The 19,732-nt window shown below is 27.8% G+C and carries 18 protein-coding genes and 2 tRNA genes; 13 read left to right on the top strand and 7 right to left on the bottom strand.

The annotated features are described in order from the left end of the window. Nucleotides 1–103 precede the first annotated feature (103 nt). From H0H63_RS01485 to mtaB, 10 genes are all read left to right on the top strand, one after another. Complete coding sequence (locus H0H63_RS01485; protein WP_185858270.1) at nucleotides 104–943, top strand: prephenate dehydratase; 840 nt, start codon at nucleotides 104–106, stop codon at nucleotides 941–943. Next, on the top strand, nucleotides 940–2,097 hold the full coding sequence (locus H0H63_RS01480; protein WP_185858777.1) for a pyridoxal phosphate-dependent aminotransferase: 1,158 nt from the start codon (nucleotides 940–942) through the stop codon (nucleotides 2,095–2,097). Before H0H63_RS01485 ends, H0H63_RS01480 begins: the two co-directional genes overlap by 4 nt. After that, nucleotides 2,094–2,948 carry a prephenate dehydrogenase gene (locus H0H63_RS01475; protein ID WP_185858776.1) on the top strand — a complete coding sequence of 285 codons (855 nt, stop codon included), beginning with the start codon at nucleotides 2,094–2,096 and terminating at the stop codon, nucleotides 2,946–2,948. The genes H0H63_RS01480 and H0H63_RS01475 overlap by 4 nt, the downstream gene beginning before the upstream one ends. 7 nt (nucleotides 2,949–2,955) lie before the next feature. Further along, nucleotides 2,956–4,029, top strand: coding sequence for a bifunctional 3-deoxy-7-phosphoheptulonate synthase/chorismate mutase type II (locus H0H63_RS01470; protein ID WP_185858775.1), 1,074 nt, complete (start codon nucleotides 2,956–2,958; stop codon nucleotides 4,027–4,029). 43 nt (nucleotides 4,030–4,072) lie between these two features. Beyond that, nucleotides 4,073–5,332 (top strand): methionine adenosyltransferase, encoded by a 1,260-nt coding sequence (gene metK / locus H0H63_RS01465; protein WP_185858774.1) that lies wholly within the window; start codon nucleotides 4,073–4,075, stop codon nucleotides 5,330–5,332. A gap of 10 nt (nucleotides 5,333–5,342) precedes the next feature. Next, a complete protein-coding gene (locus H0H63_RS01460; protein ID WP_185858773.1) occupies nucleotides 5,343–6,155 on the top strand; it encodes an enoyl-ACP reductase FabI in 813 nt (270 codons plus the stop codon). A 6-nt stretch (nucleotides 6,156–6,161) separates the two neighbouring features. Beyond that, on the top strand, nucleotides 6,162–6,812 hold the full coding sequence (rpe, locus tag H0H63_RS01455) for a ribulose-phosphate 3-epimerase (protein WP_185858801.1): 651 nt from the start codon (nucleotides 6,162–6,164) through the stop codon (nucleotides 6,810–6,812). Nucleotides 6,813–6,817: 5 nt separating this feature from the next. Further along, complete coding sequence (dnaG, locus tag H0H63_RS01450) at nucleotides 6,818–8,641, top strand: DNA primase (RefSeq protein WP_185858772.1); 1,824 nt, start codon at nucleotides 6,818–6,820, stop codon at nucleotides 8,639–8,641. A gap of 70 nt (nucleotides 8,642–8,711) precedes the next feature. Beyond that, nucleotides 8,712–9,356: a peroxiredoxin gene (locus tag H0H63_RS01445; RefSeq protein WP_185858771.1), complete on the top strand. Its 645-nt coding sequence runs from the start codon at nucleotides 8,712–8,714 to the stop codon at nucleotides 9,354–9,356. Between the two features lie 78 nt (nucleotides 9,357–9,434). Then, entirely contained in the window at nucleotides 9,435–10,763 is a 1,329-nt protein-coding gene (gene mtaB / locus H0H63_RS01440; RefSeq protein ID WP_185858770.1) for a tRNA (N(6)-L-threonylcarbamoyladenosine(37)-C(2))-methylthiotransferase MtaB, read from the top strand. A gap of 11 nt (nucleotides 10,764–10,774) precedes the next feature. Here mtaB and lipB read toward each other — a convergent pair whose 3' ends face one another. Then, nucleotides 10,775–11,488, bottom strand: coding sequence for a lipoyl(octanoyl) transferase LipB (gene lipB, locus H0H63_RS01435; protein ID WP_185858769.1), 714 nt, complete (start codon nucleotides 11,486–11,488; stop codon nucleotides 10,775–10,777). Between the two features lie 71 nt (nucleotides 11,489–11,559). Between lipB and lysS the strand changes: the two genes are divergently transcribed. Continuing rightward, the gene (lysS, locus tag H0H63_RS01430) at nucleotides 11,560–13,053 is read left to right on the top strand and encodes a lysine--tRNA ligase (RefSeq protein WP_185858768.1); all 1,494 of its coding nucleotides are present in this window, start codon (nucleotides 11,560–11,562) and stop codon (nucleotides 13,051–13,053) included. A gap of 1 nt (nucleotide 13,054) precedes the next feature. Here lysS and H0H63_RS01425 read toward each other — a convergent pair whose 3' ends face one another. Beyond that, nucleotides 13,055–14,011, bottom strand: coding sequence for an amidohydrolase family protein (locus tag H0H63_RS01425; protein ID WP_185858767.1), 957 nt, complete (start codon nucleotides 14,009–14,011; stop codon nucleotides 13,055–13,057). Nucleotides 14,012–14,015: 4 nt separating this feature from the next. Beyond that, nucleotides 14,016–14,636, bottom strand: coding sequence for a 16S rRNA (guanine(527)-N(7))-methyltransferase RsmG (rsmG, locus tag H0H63_RS01420; RefSeq protein WP_185858766.1), 621 nt, complete (start codon nucleotides 14,634–14,636; stop codon nucleotides 14,016–14,018). An 85-nt stretch (nucleotides 14,637–14,721) separates the two neighbouring features. On the opposite strand from rsmG, the gene H0H63_RS01415 reads away from it, so the two are divergent. Continuing rightward, entirely contained in the window at nucleotides 14,722–15,912 is a 1,191-nt protein-coding gene (locus H0H63_RS01415; RefSeq protein ID WP_185858765.1) for a pyridoxal phosphate-dependent aminotransferase, read from the top strand. A 10-nt stretch (nucleotides 15,913–15,922) separates the two neighbouring features. Here the strand turns inward: H0H63_RS01415 and H0H63_RS01410 are convergent. The 4 genes from H0H63_RS01410 to H0H63_RS01395 all read right to left on the bottom strand — a co-directional run bounded on the left by H0H63_RS01410 (nucleotide 15,923) and on the right by H0H63_RS01395 (nucleotide 18,605). Next, nucleotides 15,923–15,997 (bottom strand) — tRNA-His (locus tag H0H63_RS01410). Nucleotides 15,998–16,028: 31 nt separating this feature from the next. After that, nucleotides 16,029–17,087, bottom strand: coding sequence for a diphosphomevalonate/mevalonate 3,5-bisphosphate decarboxylase family protein (locus tag H0H63_RS01405; RefSeq protein WP_185858764.1), 1,059 nt, complete (start codon nucleotides 17,085–17,087; stop codon nucleotides 16,029–16,031). A gap of 3 nt (nucleotides 17,088–17,090) precedes the next feature. Next, nucleotides 17,091–18,488, bottom strand: coding sequence for a dicarboxylate/amino acid:cation symporter (locus tag H0H63_RS01400; RefSeq protein ID WP_185858763.1), 1,398 nt, complete (start codon nucleotides 18,486–18,488; stop codon nucleotides 17,091–17,093). Nucleotides 18,489–18,534: 46 nt separating this feature from the next. Then, nucleotides 18,535–18,605: transfer RNA gene (locus tag H0H63_RS01395), tRNA-Gln, on the bottom strand. 142 nt (nucleotides 18,606–18,747) lie between these two features. Between H0H63_RS01395 and rpsP the strand changes: the two genes are divergently transcribed. Next, nucleotides 18,748–19,089: a 30S ribosomal protein S16 gene (gene rpsP, locus H0H63_RS01390; protein ID WP_185858762.1), complete on the top strand. Its 342-nt coding sequence runs from the start codon at nucleotides 18,748–18,750 to the stop codon at nucleotides 19,087–19,089. The last annotated feature ends 643 nt before the right edge of the window (nucleotides 19,090–19,732 follow it).

Genomic DNA, 19,732 nt, shown 5'->3' with positions numbered 1-19,732 from the left:
TTTCATTATATTTGTTTTACCGCTTCATTGATAATGAAATTTGATCTAGTTTTTATAACTAGTTAGTGTTTTTGTAATAATGTTTCTTTAGTTTCATGAAATCATGAAAAAAATAGCTATACAAGGAGTCAAGGGTTGTTTTCATCATGCAGCTGTTTCCAGATACTTTGAAGGATGTAATTACAAATTAATGGAATGTTCTTCTTTTAGGGAATTAGCAATTTCCGTTGCTAAATCTAATGTAGATATTGGAGTAATGGCTATAGAGAATACAATAGCAGGAACAATATTAACGAATTATAGTCTTTTATCTGAATATAATTTGAAAATAGTGGGAGAAGTATATATGCCTATACAACATCATCTAATGGCTTATCCAGGACAAAATATAGAGGAGATAAAGGAAATTTATTCTCATCCTATGGCTATTTTACAATGTGAATTGTTCATAGATACACATCCATATATAAAAATATCCGAATATTCAGATACAGCTGCTGCTGCTAAATATATTTCTATATGCAAGAAAAAAGGAATAGCTGCTATCGCATCTGAAAATGCGGCTAAAGAATATGGATTAGAAGTTATTTCCAAGAATATACAAACTATTACGAGTAATTTTACTCGATTTTTTATTATTAAAAATTGTTGTAAACAAGAAAATAATTCTTTCAATAAAGCTTCAATAAGCTTCAAAATATTCCATACAACTGGAAGTTTGTCTCAAATATTGAGTCTTATCTCTAGTATTGGAATCAATATGACTAAAATACAATCGATTCCTATCATACAAAGACCTTGGGAGTATTCTTTTTATGTGGATATTATATTCAATAATATAAAAGATTATGAAAAAATGAAAAAACGTATACAAAAAATCCCCTGTCTTCATAAATTGTCTATTATGGGAGAATATAAAAATGGTAGAATTGTCTCCTCATGATCGTATCTGCAAAAAAAACGAATCAAATATCGGAATACTTTTTTTCCGAAAAAATGAAGGAAATTCATCTTCTTGAAAAGAAAGGAGTGAAAGTTATTAATTTAGGAATTGGAAATCCGGATCTTCTTCCTCCAATTGGAGTTATCCATAAAATGAAAAAAGCGTCAGAATTAAAGTATGCTAATGCATATCAAAGTTATATTGGGATAGAAGGATTACGAAATGCCATTTCTAAATGGTATGAAAAAGTATATCGAGTATATGATGTAGATCCTATCAATGAAATTTTACCGTTAATGGGATCTAAAGAAGGAATTATGCATATAAGTATGTCTTATTTAGATAGAGGAGATCAGGTCTTGATTCCAAATCCTGGATATCCTACTTATTCCTCTATATCCAATCTTTTGGAAACAGAAATTATTTATTATGATCTTTATGAAGATGAAAATTGGGTTCCGAATATTCAGTTATTAGAAAATAAAAATCTATCTAGGGTAAAAATAATGTGGATTAATTATCCTCATATGCCTACTGGGGGGACCATCACTTTTAAAAAGTTAGAAGAAATTGTTTTTTTTGCGAAAAAAAATCGTATTTTACTCGTACATGATAATCCTTACAGTTTCATATTAAACAATGATCGTCCTTTAAGTATCTTTAATATCAAAGAGGCTAAGGATATTGCTTTGGAATTAAATTCTTTAAGTAAAAGTTACAATATGCCTGGATGGAGAGTTGGAATGATAATAGGTAATAAAGAATTACTTAAGAATATACTAAAAGTAAAAAGTCAAATGGATTCTGGGATGTATTTTCCCATACAAGTTGGAGCAATCGAAGCGATGAATCATGATTCGAAATGGTTTGAAAAACTGAATATAGAATATTTTAAACGGAGGAAAATTATATGGAAAATATGTGATTATCTAAATTTGAAATATAATAAAAAATGTTCTGGAATATTTGTTTGGGCAAAAATAAATGGTTCAGAAAAAAATGATCGTATATGGGCTGACGATTTTCTAAAAAAATATCACATATTTGTAACACCCGGTAGTGTATTCGGTAGTCAAGGAAAAGGATATATAAGAGTTTCTATGTGTTGTCCAGTAACAATTTTAGAAAAAGCAAAAAAGAGAATTTTTTCATGAATATTGGAATTATAGGATTAGGATTGATCGGGGGATCTATTGGATTGGGTTTGCGAAAGTCCAATTTTGGGGATAAATTTATAGGAACAGATTCTAATGAGGAAAATGCTTCCCATGCTATAAAACTTGGAATTGTAGACGAGATAATTCCTTTGCAGGATCTCGTTACACAATCTTCAGTAATTATTTTATCTATTCCCGTGGATGGAATAGAAAAAATACTTCCAAGCATTCTTAATGAAATAGGGACCGATGTAGTGATATTAGATACTGGATCAACTAAATCCAATATTCATAATAGGATTTTTTCTCATCCAAAAAGGAATCGATTTGTAGCAACACATCCTATTGCAGGAATTGAAAATTCAGGACCTGTTTATGCTCATTCAGATCTATTTTATAAAAAAAATTGTATTATTTGCGATTCTGAATTGAGTGCTACAGATGCGATATCTGTCGTTACAAAAATTTATTCTATTATGGAAATGAAAATGATTTATATGACGTCTCAAGAACATGATTTATATATTTCTTATGTATCTCATTTACCTCATGTCATATCTTTTGCTTTAGCTAGTACAGTTTTAAAACAATTTAAAAATGAAGGAAAAATATTTAATAATATGATGGGAAGTGGATTAGATTCAACTACACGTTTAGCCAAAAGTAATCCTGAAACGTGGTTACCTATTTTTATTTCTAACAGAGATAATATGATTCGAGCTATAGATTTTTATATTGATCATCTAGAAGAATTTCGTAATTATTTGATAAATAAAAATTTTAATAAAATAGATCAGTATATGAAAAAAGCAAACGATATAAAAGATAAAAATATGTGTAAATTATAAACCTACGATGGAAAAAATAAACAATAATATAGACAGAACCTGGATTGATAAGTGGAATCATCCTTTAATTATATCTGGGCCTTGTAGTGCAGAAAGTGAACAACAAATATTAGAAACCGCTAAAAGATTAAATACTTCTTATGTTCAAATATTTAGAGCAGGAATATGGAAACCAAGGACAAAACCTAATAATTTTGAGGGAATTGGAAAAAAGGGACTTGAATGGCTTCGTAAAGTAAAGAAAGATACTGGTTTAATGATTGCTACAGAAATAGCTAATGCAAAACATGTTAAATTAGCTATTTCTTTTGGAATTGATGTTCTTTGGATCGGAGCTAGAAGTACAGCTAGTCCTTTTACTGTTCAAGAAATAGCGGATGCTCTAGAAGGAGAAAAGGATACAATTATTTTGGTAAAAAACCCTATTCATCCTGATATTGAATTATGGATAGGAGCTTTAGAACGTTTATTGTCGAAAGGAATAAGTAAATTAGGAGTAATCCATCGTGGTTTCTATACTTACAAAAACTCAAAGTATCGCAATCAACCTAATTGGAATCTTTTGTTGAATTTTAGGAAGATCCTTCCTAGAATACCAATTATATGTGATCCTTCACATATTTGCGGAAATAAAGAAGGTATTTTGGAGATAGCAAAAAAAGCTTATCATTTTCAATATGAAGGATTAATGGTAGAAAGTCATTGTGATCCTCTTCATGCTTGGAGTGATGCTCAACAACAAATAACTCCGGAAAATCTTTTGGAAATGTTAAAAAAATTGACATATATAAAAAAATATGATCAAAAAAGTAAAAGAGATTTAAATTCTTTCAGAATTTTAATTGATGAATTAGACGAGAATATTATTGCGCTTTTAGCAGAAAGAATGAACATTTCAAAAAAATTAGGAACTTTGAAAAAAAATTCAGATATCGCTGTTTTTCAACCTAAAAGATGGAAAAATATGATGGAAAAATCTATTAATTTAGGAAAAAGTTTAGGAATTTCTGAAGAATTACTTGAAGGAGTTTTCAAACTGTTGCACCAAGAATCTATTAAAATTCAAAATACGATCAGGTAGGGGATAGTTCTAGTTCAATTAAGATCAGTCCTAAAACAAAACAATGGCTTATTTATTTACCAGTGAATCGGTTTCAGAAGGTCATCCTGATAAAATTTCAGACCAAATATCGGATTCCATATTAGATCATTTTTTAGCATATGATCCAAATGCTAGAGTAGCTATAGAAACTTTAGTGACTACGGGCCAAATTATATTAGCTGGAGAAGTCCATTCTAATACTTGGGTCAATATTCAAAAAATAGCTCGTAATACACTTCGAAAAATAGGATATACTAAAAATGAATATAAATTCAATGCAGATTCTTGTGGAATTCTTTCTTCTATTCAGGAACAATCTTTGGATCTACTAAATGGGATAAAAAAATCAAAACAAAAAGAAGATCAAGCATCTGGAGATCAATGTATCGTTTTCGGATATGCTGTGAGAGAAACGGAAAATTATATGCCTTTATCATTAGAAATTTCACATTGTATATTAAGAGAACTTTCATTGATTCGTAATGAAGGAGAAAAAATGACGTATTTACGTCCAGATGCAAAATCGCAAGTTACTTTAGAATATTCGGATACCAATGTACCGGTACATATTAATGCTATTGTTATTTCAACTCAACATGATGAGTTTGATACAAAAGAAAAAATGCATAAACAGATTGTTTACGATATTATCAATATTTTGATTCCAAGAGTGAAGAAGAATTTTCTATACAAAAATAGAAAAAAATTATTTACGGATAAAACAAAATATTACATTAATTCTACAGGAAAGTTTGTGATTGGAGGCCCTCATGGAGATACAGGGGTAACCGGAAGAAAGATGATCGTGGATACTTATGGAGGAAAAGGATCTCATGGAGGAGGAGCTTTTTCTGGTAAAGATCCATCTAAAATGGATAGATCTGGAGCTTACGCTGCCAGACATATAGCTAAAAATCTTGTTGCATCAGGAATTTCAGATGAACTACTGATACAAATATCCTATGCAGCAGGAATTGTAAAACCCATTAGTATTTTTGTAAATACTTATGGTAAATCAAAGATAAATAGTGAAGATATTGTGTTGAATATAAATAAAATTTTTGATTTACGTCCTTATGCTATAGGAAAAAGATTAAAATTACATCAACCTATGTATGAAGAAACATCTGTGTATGGACATATGGGAAAAATTCCAAATAAAGTATGGAAGTATTTTTCGGATATGGAAGGGAATAAAATACAAAAAGAAGTAGAACTTTTCACATGGGAAAAGTTGGATTATTTACCTGTTATAAAAGATATTTTTAAATTAAAAAAATAGGTGTTTTTCTATGTCTTATAATCTATTGGAAGGAAAAAAAGGAATTATATTTGGAGCTTTTGACGAAAATTCTATTGCTTGGAAAGTCGCAGAACAAGCTTATGAAGAAAAAGCGTCTTTTGTATTAACCAATACTCCAGTTTCTTTAAGAATTGGAAAAATTCATGAATTATCTCGTAAAACAAAATCTATGGTTATTCCAGCAGATGCTACTTCCATACAAGATCTGGATATATTATTTGAAAAGACATTAGATCATTTCAGAGGAAAAATAGATTTTTTACTACATTCCATAGCTATGTCTATGAATATACGAAAAGGATTGACTTATCCCTCTATGAATTACGAATTTTTAAGAAAAGGATGGGAAATATCTGCTGTATCTTATCATAAAATTATGCAAACAGCTTGGAAAAAGAAAGCGATGAATAAATGGGGTTCTATTGTAGCTATAACATATATTGCTTCTCAACGATGTTTTCCACATTATGTAGATATGTCGGATTATAAGTCTTATTTAGAAAGTATTACTCGTAATTTTGGTTATTATTGGGGAATAAAAGAAAAGGTGAGAGTAAATACAGTCTCACAATCTCCTAGTATTACAAGAGCAGCAAAAGCCGTTAAAGGGTTTAATAAATTTTTTATTTTTTCTGAAAAAATATCTCCGTTAGGAAACGCTTCTGCTCGAGATTGTGCTAACTATATCATTACACTTTTTTCAGATTTAACAAGAAAAGTAACAATGCAAAATTTGTATCATGATGGAGGTTTTTCTAATACTGGAATAATTAGTGAAGCTCTGATTTCAGAAAATTACTGAAGAATGATGAAAAAAATTATAGCTCCATCCTTACTTTCAGCAAATTTAGCTTTTTTATATCGTGATATAGAAATGATAAATGAAAGTGAAGCAGATTGGTTTCATATTGATATTATGGATTCCTCTTTTGTTTCTAATATTTCTTTTGGATCTTTGTTTACTAAATATGTAAAAAAACACGCCCATAAACCCATGGATGTCCATTTGATGATCCTACAACCAGAACGATATATAAAAGAGTTTAAAGATTGTGGATCCGATCATTTACATATTCATTATGAAGCTTGTATTCATTTACACAAAACTATTTATTCTATTAAAAAATATGGAATAAAAGTAGGTGTAGCTGTGAATCCACATACTCCAGTTTTTCTATTAAAAGATGTGATAAAAGATATAGATTTTGTTTTATTGATGAGTGTTAATCCTGGTTTTAGCGGTCAAAAATTTATTAAACAAACATATCAAAAATTAGAAGAAACCAAAGATTTAATATTACAAAAAGATTCTTCTGCACTTATAGAAGTAGATGGAGGTATTAATTTAGAAAATGCCTCTTTATTATTCAAAAATGGAGCAGATATATTAGTAGCAGGAACTACTATTTTTTCTAATTCTAATCCAAAAAAAATTATTCATAGATTATTAGAGGAATAAATAATATGATTTCTAAAAAAACTATACAAAAAATACTTTCTTCTTCTTGCATAGAAAATGTAATTGGAGATTTTGTAGAATTAAAAAAAAGTGGAATCAATTATAGAGGTTTAAGTCCGTTTTCTAATGAAAAAACACCTTCTCTTGTTGTATCTCCTACAAAAAAAATATGGAAAGATTTCAGTTCTGGAAAAGGAGGAAATATTATTACTTTTCTTATGGAACATGAACATTTTACTTATGTAGAATCATTGCGTTATCTTGCTAAGAGATATGGGATCAATATTGATCAAAAATTTTTGAATAGAATAGATCATAAAAAATATGAAAAACTATACTCCATACAAGATTATGCAAAACATTTTTTCATAAATCAATTATCTTTTACCAAAGAAGGAAAAGAAAATGGATTGAATTATTTAATTCAAAAAAGAGGGTTACATATGAAAATAATTCAAAAATTTGAATTAGGATATGCTCCTATTTATTGGAGTTCTTTTACGGACCATGCACTAAAAAAAGGATTTAAAATATGGGATATAAAAAAATCGGGTCTTTCTATTGTAAAAAAATATAACCATTTTGATTGTTTTCGTAAACGTGTAATGTTTCCAATCCATCATAGTATATCAGGAAGGGTTATAGGGTTCGGTGGAAGAAATATTGATTCTATTTCTTCAACAACCAAGTATATTAATTCATCAGAAAGTGAGATTTTTCAAAAAAGTAAAATTTTATATGGATTGTTCCAAACTAAAAAAAACATTATCAAAGAAGATCTTTGTTATTTAGTAGAAGGATATACAGATGTAATTTCTTTATATCAATCTGGAATAAAAAATGTGGTTTCTTCTTCTGGAATTTCACTAACCGTAGATCAAATTTTATTGATTAAAAAATTTACAAAAAATATTATTCTTTTTTATGATGGAGATCGTTCTGGAATTAAAGCTTCTTTAAGAGGAATTAATATGATATTGGAACAAACAATGAATTTACGAATTTTATTCATTTCTAATGGAGAAGATCCAGATTCTATATCTAAAAAATATTCTATTTCCCAACTAAAAGATTTTTTATCAAAAAATAGTTATAATTTTATTTCTTTTAAACAAAAAATATATGAAAAATTTCATCAAGATGATCCCATTAAAAAATCATTTTTTGTTTTAAATATTTTGAATAGTATTTCGAAAATATCCCATGTTATTCAAAAGGAATTATATTTGCAAGAAGCTTCCAAAGTATTAAGGATTCGTCAAGAAGTTTTAATGGATGAATTAGAAAAAATAAATAAAAAAAAAAAACTAAGGACGATAAGCACGGTTCAGGAACATAAAACGTTTTTTTATGAAAAAAAAGATGATTTTCCTTTTTTGGAAGAAGAATTGATTCGATTGATTTTGAATTATGGAAGTAAAATAATAACAAAATATAATAGAACGGTAAAAGAAGAAATATTGCATGTTTTTAAAGCCTATAAATTACGTTCTTTTTTGAAAGATAACCAAGAAATTTTTGATCAAATTTTTTCACAAAAAGAAAAAACATTCAAGTTTTTGGATAATAGAAAGAATCAAAAATCTTATTCATTATCCAAATGGGATAAAAAAGGAATACAAGTTCCCTCTAAAGAGGATCATATAGATCAATATGTTATAGATATTTTATTGAAATATAAATATTTGTATATTTCTAAATTGATAAAAAAAGAAATACAACATCATAAAACAACAAAAAATAATGACAGAAAATATTTTCTAAAAAGAATCATGTATTTAACAAATATAAAAAATAAACTTTCTAAAAAATTACATAGATATGTGTGATTCTTTTTTCTTTTTTTAGTAAAAATTTTTTTGGTAAATTACGTTGTGTAATAAATAAAACTAGAAAAAAATGAATACCTTAATTTCAAGAAAAGCCCATAATTTTACGGCTAGTGCGGTTATAAATGGGAAAGATATTGTACAAAATTTTACTTTAGAACAATTTCATGGAAGTAAGTATGTTTTACTTTTCTTCTATCCCAAAGATTTTACTTTTGTATGTCCCACAGAAATTTATGCATTTCAAGAAAACATAAAGTCTTTTGAAATGAGAAATGTACAAATCATTGCTGTATCTACGGATACAGAACAATCTCATTGGGCTTGGTTACAGATGCCAAAAGAAAAAGGTGGAATAGATGGGGTCACTTTTCCTATTGTTTCTGATATTAATAAAACTATTTCTCATAATTATGGAGTTTTATCTGGTAATTGGATTTGCAATCCTCCTTATGAGGAAGGGGGTCAATCTTCTACGGAACCTAGGGAACTTATTGCTTACAGAGGTTTATTTTTAATAGATAAAAAAGGAATTATACGACATCTTTTAATTAACGACTTCCCTTTAGGTAGAAATGTCCATGAAGCTATTCGTATGATAGATGCTCTTCAATATTATGAAAAAAGTGGGGAAGTATGTCCCGCTAATTGGACTAAAGGAAAAAAAGCAATGAAGGCGACTCATCGTGGAATTGTAGATTATTATAATAAATAAAAGTGGATCATATGGGATAGGACGATACGTAAATAATGATAGTAGTTACTTGATACTTACTGATTCATATTCAAAAAAATGTTGAAAAAAAAAATAGCATTTTATACTATGGGGTGTAAACTGAATTATGCAGAAACATCCACTATAGCAAGAAAATTTTCTAATTTATATTATCAACATGTCCCTTTCAATAGTTTTGCCGATATTTATGTCATCAATAGTTGTTCTGTTACAAGAAATGCAGAAATTGAATTTAAATACATTGTACGTTCTGCTATAAGAAAAAATTCCAAAGCTTTTATTATAGCAATAGGATGTTATGCTCAATGGAATCCTAAAGAAGTTTCTTCTATTACTGGAGTTGATTTAGTTTTAGGTTATGAAGAAAAATTTAAAATTATAGATTATTTGGGAAAAGTAAAAAAAAAATATGATGCAAATATTTTTTACAATACGTCCAAAAAAAATACTTTTTTTCCATCGTTTTCCGTTGGAGATAGAACACGATCTTTTTTAAAAATACAGGATGGATGTGATTATAAATGTAGTTACTGCATCATTCCCATATCTAGAGGATTCTCTCGTTCTGATAGTATAGAAAATATCTTGAAAAAGATTAAGTTTCTTTTAAAAAAAGGGGTAAAAGAAATTGTGTTAACAGGTGTTAATATTGGAGATTATGGAAGAAAAATTGGAAATACATTTTTTGATTTAATACAAGCTATCGACGATATAGAAGAAAAAGGAAGAATACGTTTATCCTCTATCGAACCTAATTTATTAAAATCTGAATATATTGAATTTTTGTCTAAAAGTAAACATTTTGTTCCTCATTTTCATATTCCTTTACAATCTGGTAGCAATGATATTTTGGTAAAAATGCATAGACGTTATAGAAGAGAACTTTACCAAGAAAAAATAAAAAAAATACGAGATTTAATCCCAAACGCTTATATAGGTTCAGATGTTATTGTTGGATTTCCTGGAGAAACACATAAACATTTTTTGGAAACTTATCATTTTTTAAAAAAATTAGAAATTTCATCTATACATATATTTACTTATTCTTCTAGACCAAATACAAAATCCATTGCTATACCTATACAGGAACATGTATCTAAAAAAATACAATGGAAACGAAATAAAATTTTGAGAGTTCTTTCGAAGAAAAAATATCGTTTGTTTTGTGAAAAACAAATTCATACGAAAAAAACAGTTTTGTTCGAAAACAATCATCCAGATAAAGAATATTTGTATGGATATACAGAAAATTATATTAGAACTAAAATCCCATTGAATTCATACAACGATGCTACTATATATAGAAATACATTACAAGATGTTTGGATAAGAAAAATAGATCAAGACGGAATTGTGATAGCAGAAATAAAAAAATCCATTTCATAGAATTTATTTTTTTATTTATGATGCATAGAAACAAATTCTACATCAAAAATTTCTTGAAAGGATTTTTTTACCATCTGTTTAACCTCCTGAAAAGAGATATCATTTTTTTTTAATTCTTTTTTTAAAGAAGTAACTTCTTGATTATAAATTCCACAAGGAATAATATGATCGAAATACCGTAAGTCTGTATTTACATTTAAAGCAAATCCATGCATAGTAACCCAACGACTTATTCTAATTCCTATTGCACATATTTTTCTTGATTTTCCTATTTGATTATGAAACCAAACTCCTGTTCTTCCTTTCTTTCGTTCTCCAATGATTCCATAATTTTTCCATAAAAAATGGATAATCACTTCTTCTAACATCCGAAGATATTTATGAATATCCGTAAAAAAATAATCCATATTCAAAATGGGATATCCTATAAGTTGTCCAGGTCCATGATAAGTGATATCTCCTCCTCGATCTGTTTTACAAAAACTAGCATTTATTTTTTTTAAAAATTCTGATGTAACCAATAAATGGTTATCTTTTTTTCCATTTTTACCTATAGTGTATACATGTGGATGTTCTACAAAAAGAAAATATCCTGCTTCTTTTTTATAAAATTTGTTATTTTCTTTTTTTTGGATGAGATCATCAAATAATTTTTTTTGATACTTCCAAGTTTCTTTATATTCTTTTTTTCCTAAATCTTCGAAAAAAAGTATTTTTTTTTTCATAAATATATAATATAATATAATCAAATGTACCTTCGTCTTGTTCATACCTTGGGATAGACAAAAATCAGTATATGTTATCAGAACAACAAATTATACGCATAAAAAAAATAGATCAACTAAAATCATTAGGTATAAACCCATATCCTTCAGAAGAATATATAGTTAATGATACAATATTTAATATAAAAAAAATTTTTACAGAAAAAAAAACCATTAGCATAGCTGGACGTTTAATGCGTTTTCGAATTTTAGGAAAAGCTTCTTTTGGAGAAATAAAAGACCATACAGGTTGTATACAAATCTACTTTTCGAAGGATCATTTATCTTCGGATAAAATGGGTAAGGAAGATACTTACAATATTTTTTTAAAAAAACTTATAGATATAGGAGATATTATTGGAGTGAAAGGTTTTTTATTTAAGACAAAAATGGATGAAATTACGGTACATGTTGATAAATTAACTTTATTATCCAAATCTATACGACCATTGCCACAAGTAAAAATAGATAAAAATAAAAAAATACATGATGCTTTTTCCAATACAGAACAACGTTATCGTATGCGTTATGTTGATCTTATCGTAAACGATCATGTAAAAGACATTTTTTTTAAACGTACGAGAATCATACAAAATATAAGAAATTTCTTGGATGAAAAAGGGTATTTAGAAGTAGACACCCCTGTTTTACAATCCATTCCTGGAGGAGCAATTGCTCGTCCTTTCGAAACCTATCATAATACACTTGGAATTCCATTATATTTACGTATAGCTAATGAACTTTATTTGAAAAGACTTATCATTGGTGGATTTCATGGAGTATATGAATTTTCCAGAAATTTCAGAAATGAAGGAATGGACCGTATTCATAATCCAGAATTTACTGTACTAGAGCTTTATGTAGCTTATAAAGATTATTACTGGATGATGAATTTTACAGAAAAACTGATGAAATACATATGGAATAAATTTAAAAAAAATAATCATATTAGTTTTAAAACTCCTTTTCCTCGTATTTCTATATTGGATTCTATTAAAAAATACACAGGGTTCGATCTACAAGAAATGGAAAAAGAGGAATTAAGAATAGTTTGTAAAAAATTGCATATAGAAGAAAATGTAAAAATGAGTAAATCCAAACTCATTGATAACATTTTTGAAGAAAAATGTGAAAAAAATTATATAAATCCTACTTTTATTATTGATTTTCCTATAGAAATGAGTCCTTTAACCAAAAAACATCGTTGTAAAAAAAATTTATCAGAACGTTTCGAACTTATTATAAATGGACAAGAAATTGCGAATGCTTATTCAGAACTTAATGATCCTATCGACCAAATGTATCGTTTTCGGGAACAAATAAAGTCAATAAAAAATGGAGACAAAAAAGATGAATCTATGTCTATTGATAAAGATTTCATACGAGCTTTGGAATTTGGAATGCCTCCTACTGCAGGAATTGGAATTGGAATCGATCGTTTGGTCATGTTACTAACTCAAAATAATTCTATTCAAGAAGTTTTACTTTTTCCACAAATGCGTCCAGAAAAAGTAATAAAAAAATAAATTATAATCCTAAAACTTTTAATCCGTTTATTGTAGCAATTTTTACCAAATGGTCTATATCATAATAATGACAAGCTTCTAACATAACACGTAATTCTATCCATAGATTTCCATCAGAAAAAGGTTTGTAGATATCACAGATGTTATCTGTTCCAAAAGCTACTATAATTCCTTCAGGGACCATCTCGTCCACTGGAGTGATAGAATTGTGGCTAGGAGTTAAATGTTCATTTCTGGTATGATCAATCCAAGCAATGGGACAAGATATGACCATTAAATTTGCTTTTTTCATTAATTGATATATTTTGTAACGATAAGTTCTATGATGAGCTGCCAAAGAAATACTATGGATAGCTACCACTTTTCCTTGCATTCCATATTCTATCGTTTTTTTTGCTAATTTTTCAGTTTCTTTTTCTTCGTTGGTATTAAATTGATCTACATGTACATGTACTATTTTTCCCTTTTTTTTAGCTGTTTCTAATAAAATATCTAAATGTTCGTCTTCTTTTCCATAATCTTTAGCAGGTAATCCACCAATGATATCTACAAATTCTATAGATTGATCAAACCAATATTTGGATTTTTTTTCTAATACTCCTTTAAGAACTTGATTGGCAAAACAAATATGAATAAAATTCCCATAATTATTTTTTAATTTTTTAGCAGCTTTTAAAGCTCTATCTTCAATAATCTCATCCACATCAATAAAAGTACACAAAGCTTGTGTTCCTTGCATGATAAAATATTCTACAGCTTTTTCCATACGTATATAAATATCATCTTCTGTAGATAAACGTTTCATTTCATCAACCAAATACCATTTTTTATTGATAGAAAAATAAGAATATTTGAAATTTTTTTTTGTTAGAGTATAAGCTCTATCTAAGTGGGAATGAGCATTTACCCATCCTCCTTTCTCTTTAATTTTTTCTATAAAAATTTTTTTAGGATTCATTTTTTTAAATGTTAGAAATCCAAATAACTTTTTTAGTTATAAAAAATGGTTCTTGAAAAAAATGCTTTAAAGAATATTCTATAGCATGGGGAAATCTTTTCATTTCCTCATAAATATTTCCTCCTTTTAGATATAAAGCTCCATTATAAAATGGATATTTTGATTTGTATTTAAATTTATTTTTTATCCAATTCTGAATAATATCTATTTTCGCTACAGCTCTAGTTACTACAAAATCAAATTTCTTTTCTAATTTTTCTGCGCGTATACAAATAGGTTTTGCATTTTTTAAATGAAGATCGTCTATGATTTTTTCTATAATTTTAATTTTTTTTCTAATAGAATCTACTAATATAAATTCTGTATGTGGAAAAACTATAGATAATGGAATTCCAGGAAAACCTCCTCCTGTACCTAAATCCATCACACATGATCCAGGAAAAAAAGAAAATACTTTAGCTATTCCTAAACAAAAAAGAATATGTTTTTGATAGAAATCAGAAAATGTTTTTCTGGAAATCAAATTTACATATGTATTCCAATATGCATATAATTTTTTTAAATAAGACAATTGATAGATTTGTTGATCCAATAAAGATGGAAAATATTTTTTAATTAATTCCATATAAATAGCATTTTAACGAATTAAATAAATTTATAACCAAATTTATTTAGATTTGTAATCATTTCAAATTCTAAATAAAATATCTATGAAAAATAGATTATCTCATCGTTTACAGAATATATCTTATTCGCAAACTATAGCTATGTCAGCTAAAGCTAGAGAATTGAAAAATAAAGGGTATGATATTATCAACTTAAGTTTGGGAGAACCCGATTTTTTACCTCCTAATTTCGTATTAAATGCCGCAAAAAAAGCTATAGATGAAGGGTACCATTATTACACTCCTGTATCCGGATATTTAGAACTTAGAAAAGTTATATGCAAAAAATTTTTACGAGATAATCATTTAACATATACTCCTTCTCAAATTGTAGTTTCTACTGGAGCAAAACAAGCTATCATGAATGTTCTTTTATCTTTGTTAAATAAAAATGATGAAGTCATTATTCCTGCTCCTTATTGGGTTAGTTATTTACAAATGGTAAAATTATGTGAATCTTGTCCTGTTGTAATTCAAACAACTATGAAAAATAATTTTAAGATTCATCCGGAACAATTAGAAAAAGCTATTACATGTAAAACTAAATTATTTATTTTTAGTACCCCTTGTAATCCTACAGGAAGTGTTTATTCTTATGAAGAATTAAAAAATTTAGCAGAAATTTTTAAAAAATATCCAAAAATAATGATTCTTTCTGATGAAATTTATGAACATATTTGCTACTCAGATAAACATACTACTAGTATTGCTATATTTTCTGATATTCATGATCAAGTTATCACACTGAATGGACTATCTAAAGCTTTTTCAATGACGGGGTGGAGAATAGGATATATTGGAGCTCCGGAATGGATATCCCAATCTTGTGATAAAATACAAGGTCAAATGACTTCTTGTGCCAATTCTATAGCACAAATAGCTGCTATTTCTGCATTAAAAGCTGATCCAAGTAAAATAGGATATATGATCAAAGAATTCAGAAAAAGAAAAAATTTAGTTTTTGATTTGATTAAAGAAATTAATGGGTTTCAACTAAATCAACCGGATGGAGCTTTTTATATTTTTCCAAAAGTTTCATCTTTTTTTGGAAAAAAATTACATGGAAAAATTATTCAAAATGCGGATGATCTTTCTGAATTTTTACTTGAAAAAGCTCAAGTAGCGACTGTAAGTGGAAGTGCTTTTGGAGATAAGGAATGTTTACGCATTTCTTACGCATCATCAAATGAAAAAATTATAGAAGCTTTCAATAGAATAAAAAAAGTATTAAAATAAAAATAATTTGGGTGGACGACCGGATTCGAACCGGCGACTTTCAGAACCACAATCTGATGCTCTAAACCAACTGAGCTACGTCCACCATTCATTAAAAATCATAACAAATATATGAACTATAAACAAAAACTTTCTATAATTTTTTTACAAAAAGAAAAAAGATCACTGTATATCCATTTTAGGATAGATTCTTTTTCTTGAATAGGATATAAAAGATGAATATTAGCACCTGCATCTAGTGTGAAATAGACATTTTTTTTGCTTTGTATTCTAAAATCCCATACGTTATGAATAACGTTAATGGTATTTGGTTTCATCCATAAAAAATAAGGTCTAGAGGTCATGATCATGGCATGAAGGGTTAAAGCTTCATGTTCTATCAATTCTCCAAATTCTTGCAAATCTCCTATTTTTAATATAGATATAAGTTTCTCCATATTTTTATTGGCACATTTAAATCTTTTTTTAGCATAAGGATGATTATTCATGAATTGATGTCCTTCTGAACTCAATATTTTTTTAGGTTTTTCATCAATGATCAAAATAGTATCCACCATTTTCGTAAAAATGGGATGTACTTGGTATGGATATGGAATAGCATAAAGATTATTACTTCCTTTTATGTATTGATGACGACCCCAAACTACCAGTCCAGGATAAATAGATCTGCAAGCACTTCCGGAACCTAATCTTGATAAAAAAGAAGCTTTTTTGAAAAAAAAATCTTTTTTTAAAGAAAAAACTAATTTTTTTTCTATTTCCATAATGCATAAAGCTAAAGAACTCATAGAAGAAGCAGAAGAGGCGATTCCACTACTATGTGGAAAAGTATTATAAGTTTCTATAATAAAATTAAAATCTCGTAAATAAGAACAATAAAATAAAATTCTATGAAAAAATTCTAAAATCTTTGGAGTAAAACTAGTTTTCTCTTTTCCAGAAAAAAAAACTTTTATAGATAAATTCCTTTTTCTTTTTTTCATAGAATAACTTAATCTAGTCTCTGTATATACTTTTTCTAGGGAATAACTAATAGAAGCATTCAACGGAATTTGAATTTTATTTTGATGTTTTCCCCAATATTTGATAAGAGCAATATTGGAAGGACTTTTTTTCGTTACGAATCCATTTGGATCTATAGAATATTTTTTTTTCCTATAACAAAAACTTTTCAAAAGTTAATCATTTTTTTTTATATAATCTAACATCTTTTGATCGTCAAATTCTCCCTCGGAACGAGCTATAACACAACTAGCTAATCCATTTCCTATAACGTTTACGGTAGTTCTAGCCATATCCATTAATTCATCTATTCCTACTATGGCTAATATTGGCCAATTAGGCAATCCAAAAGAAGCTACAGTAGCTAAAAGAATGACTAAAGATGCTCTAGGAACTCCCGCTACTCCTTTACTAGTTAAAATTAAAGTCAATCCTATAAATATTTGTTGACTAAAGCTCAAAGGGATTCCAGATGCTTGTGCTACAAAAACCGTTGCTAAAGATAAATATAGAGTAGTTCCATCTAAATTAAAACTATAACCTGTAGGAATCACAAAAGCAATAATTTTTCTTGGAACACCTAATTTTTCTAAATTTTCCATAAGTAGAGGTAAAGCAGATTCTGAACTTGTAGTAGCAAATGCTAGTGATACCGGTTCAGTCAATGCTTTTACAAAACCTTTTAAGGGGACTTTAATCCATAATAGGATAGGAAGTAATACAACTATCAAAAAGACAATTAAAGCAATATAAAGAGTGAATAATAACTGAAATAGGTTGTATAAAATGTCTAAACCCATATGTCCTACTGTATAAGCAATAGCAGATCCTACCCCTATGGGGGCAAAATACATGATAATTTTAGTGAATTTAAACATGATTTCCGAAAGACTTTCTGCAAATAATAGGATAGGATTTCGTTTTTTTTCTTCCAAAAAAACCATAGAAACACCGAAAATAACAGAAAAAACCACTATAGGCAATACATCTCCATGATAGATAGATTTTATAAAATTTTCTGGAAATACATGAAGAATCGTATTTTGCCAAGTTTTATTTTCTACTTTTGGTAATTCTTGTCCCATGATTCCTTTAGGAATCACAATTCCTACTCCAGCTTGAGATACATTAATAGCTATAAGACCAACGAACAAAGCTAAAGTTGTTACTACTTCAAAGTATAATAAGGATTTCCACCCCATGCTTCCTAATTGTTTAATATTAGAATGACTTGCTATTCCTACTACCAGAGTAGAAAATAATATTGGAGCAATAATAGTTTTTATTAACCTCAAAAATATTTGAGATAAAAACCTAAGTTCCACAGCAATTTTAGGAATATCTAATCCCATTTCTATTCCTATGATAATGGATAATAATATCCAAGTAGTTAAATCTTTTTTCAGTAAGGAATACAGTATGAAAATAGATATGACAAAGCATCGTAATATACAAAGAGTAAATTGATCCAATCCTAAAAAAGATTTGGATAAATGGATAAACACATATGCTAAGACACTCAAAAAAGCTATTAATAAAACTTTTTCTTTTTTTACTTTCATTCCAATACTCATTTTGTAAGATTCAACATATCTCAATATATTAAAAAATACTCGGTAACAGACCCGTAGGGACTCGAACCCCAACTAACAGAACCAAAATCTGCTGTGCTTCCGTTACACAACGGGTCTATGAAAAATGTAAATATATATCATTTTTTTTCAAAAACATTATAAATTTTAGCTAAATTTAGTCTACTTTGATTAAAAACCTTTTTTCTATAAAAATATGCAGAAAGTATGTATCTAAGGTTTTTATTAATTATTAAAAATTATGTCTGTGAAAATACGTTTAAAAAGAATTGGTAAAAAACATAGACCTATCTATCATATAGTTGTAGCTGATTCCCGTTCTCCAAGAGATGGAAAGTTTATTGAAAAACTAGGAACTTATAATCCTCATACGGATCCTCCTACCACTGTATTAAAAATGCAAAATGCTGTATTATGGTTAATGAAAGGAGCACAACCTACCAATACGGTAAAATCTATTTTTTCTAAAAACGGGGTATTACTAAAAAAACATTTATTGGAAGGAATAAAAAAAGGAGTTTTAAGTGATGAAGAATCCAATCAAAGATTTCATATATGGTATAAAAAAAAATATAGAATTTAGTAGGTAATATGGAAAATTATAATTTTTTTCAAAAACTTGAGATTAAAAAAATTATGTAGATCAAAATAGACTAAACGTCGTTCTACTTGTACTTTATAATAAGTAAGTAGAGAAAAGGTTTACTTTTTAATTTTTTTCCAAAAAATTTATCTACATATTATTATTAGATCTTAGATAAAAGAGCCGTTTCTTATTTTACATTCATATATTAATAGGGGGTCCTACTTTCTTTATAATAAATAATGAAATTGATAAATTGTTATAACACATGTCTATATTCATAGAAACTATTTTTAATCCTTTTCTAGCATACTCATCAAATCTTTTTCCTTTTGTTTTTTTTTAAGGAAAAAAAGAAAGTGGAAATTGATTTATCCCATAAATTTTTGGATATTTTTTTTTGATAAGTTTAGGAATAATATCCAAAATTAGAAGATGAATGATATTCTTATGAATCGAAAAAATTAAGGGGGGACCGTCTAATTTTATTAGAATATCTGGGTATAAGTTTCTTTGTAATTTTGAATATGATCTACTTTGTTGGTAGAGTCCGGTTTGTTAATACGATCGATCAATAAACCTGTTGTAATAATAAGAGGATCTACAAGATAGATATTAGATTTTAAATTCTAGTAATTAATTT

The sequence above is a fragment of the Blattabacterium cuenoti genome (assembly GCF_014251655.1).
Classification (GTDB): Bacteria; Bacteroidota; Bacteroidia; order Flavobacteriales; family Blattabacteriaceae; genus Blattabacterium; species Blattabacterium cuenoti_I.
Note: the sequence above shows the minus strand (reverse complement) of the source record. Positions and strands in the feature narration are given on the sequence as shown.

Bases quoted from the DNA above. Each gene is read 5' to 3' on its own strand.
- H0H63_RS01415 (WP_185858765.1), top strand. From the start codon at position 14,722: ATGAAAAATAGATTATCTCATCGTTTACAGAATATATCTTATTCGCAA.
- H0H63_RS01485 (WP_185858270.1), top strand. From the start codon at position 104: ATGAAAAAAATAGCTATACAAGGAGTCAAGGGTTGTTTTCATCATGCA.
- dnaG (WP_185858772.1), top strand. From the start codon at position 6,818: ATGATTTCTAAAAAAACTATACAAAAAATACTTTCTTCTTCTTGCATA.
- lipB (WP_185858769.1), bottom strand. From the start codon at position 11,488: ATGAAAAAAAAAATACTTTTTTTCGAAGATTTAGGAAAAAAAGAATAT.
- rpe (WP_185858801.1), top strand. From the start codon at position 6,162: ATGAAAAAAATTATAGCTCCATCCTTACTTTCAGCAAATTTAGCTTTT.
- H0H63_RS01400 (WP_185858763.1), bottom strand. From the start codon at position 18,488: ATGAGTATTGGAATGAAAGTAAAAAAAGAAAAAGTTTTATTAATAGCT.
- rsmG (WP_185858766.1), bottom strand. From the start codon at position 14,636: ATGGAATTAATTAAAAAATATTTTCCATCTTTATTGGATCAACAAATC.
- H0H63_RS01470 (WP_185858775.1), top strand. From the start codon at position 2,956: ATGGAAAAAATAAACAATAATATAGACAGAACCTGGATTGATAAGTGG.
- H0H63_RS01425 (WP_185858767.1), bottom strand. From the start codon at position 14,011: ATGAATCCTAAAAAAATTTTTATAGAAAAAATTAAAGAGAAAGGAGGA.
- H0H63_RS01460 (WP_185858773.1), top strand. From the start codon at position 5,343: ATGTCTTATAATCTATTGGAAGGAAAAAAAGGAATTATATTTGGAGCT.
- mtaB (WP_185858770.1), top strand. From the start codon at position 9,435: ATGTTGAAAAAAAAAATAGCATTTTATACTATGGGGTGTAAACTGAAT.
- lysS (WP_185858768.1), top strand. From the start codon at position 11,560: ATGTTATCAGAACAACAAATTATACGCATAAAAAAAATAGATCAACTA.
- H0H63_RS01445 (WP_185858771.1), top strand. From the start codon at position 8,712: ATGAATACCTTAATTTCAAGAAAAGCCCATAATTTTACGGCTAGTGCG.
- metK (WP_185858774.1), top strand. From the start codon at position 4,073: ATGGCTTATTTATTTACCAGTGAATCGGTTTCAGAAGGTCATCCTGAT.
- rpsP (WP_185858762.1), top strand. From the start codon at position 18,748: ATGTCTGTGAAAATACGTTTAAAAAGAATTGGTAAAAAACATAGACCT.
- H0H63_RS01475 (WP_185858776.1), top strand. From the start codon at position 2,094: ATGAATATTGGAATTATAGGATTAGGATTGATCGGGGGATCTATTGGA.
- H0H63_RS01480 (WP_185858777.1), top strand. From the start codon at position 940: ATGATCGTATCTGCAAAAAAAACGAATCAAATATCGGAATACTTTTTT.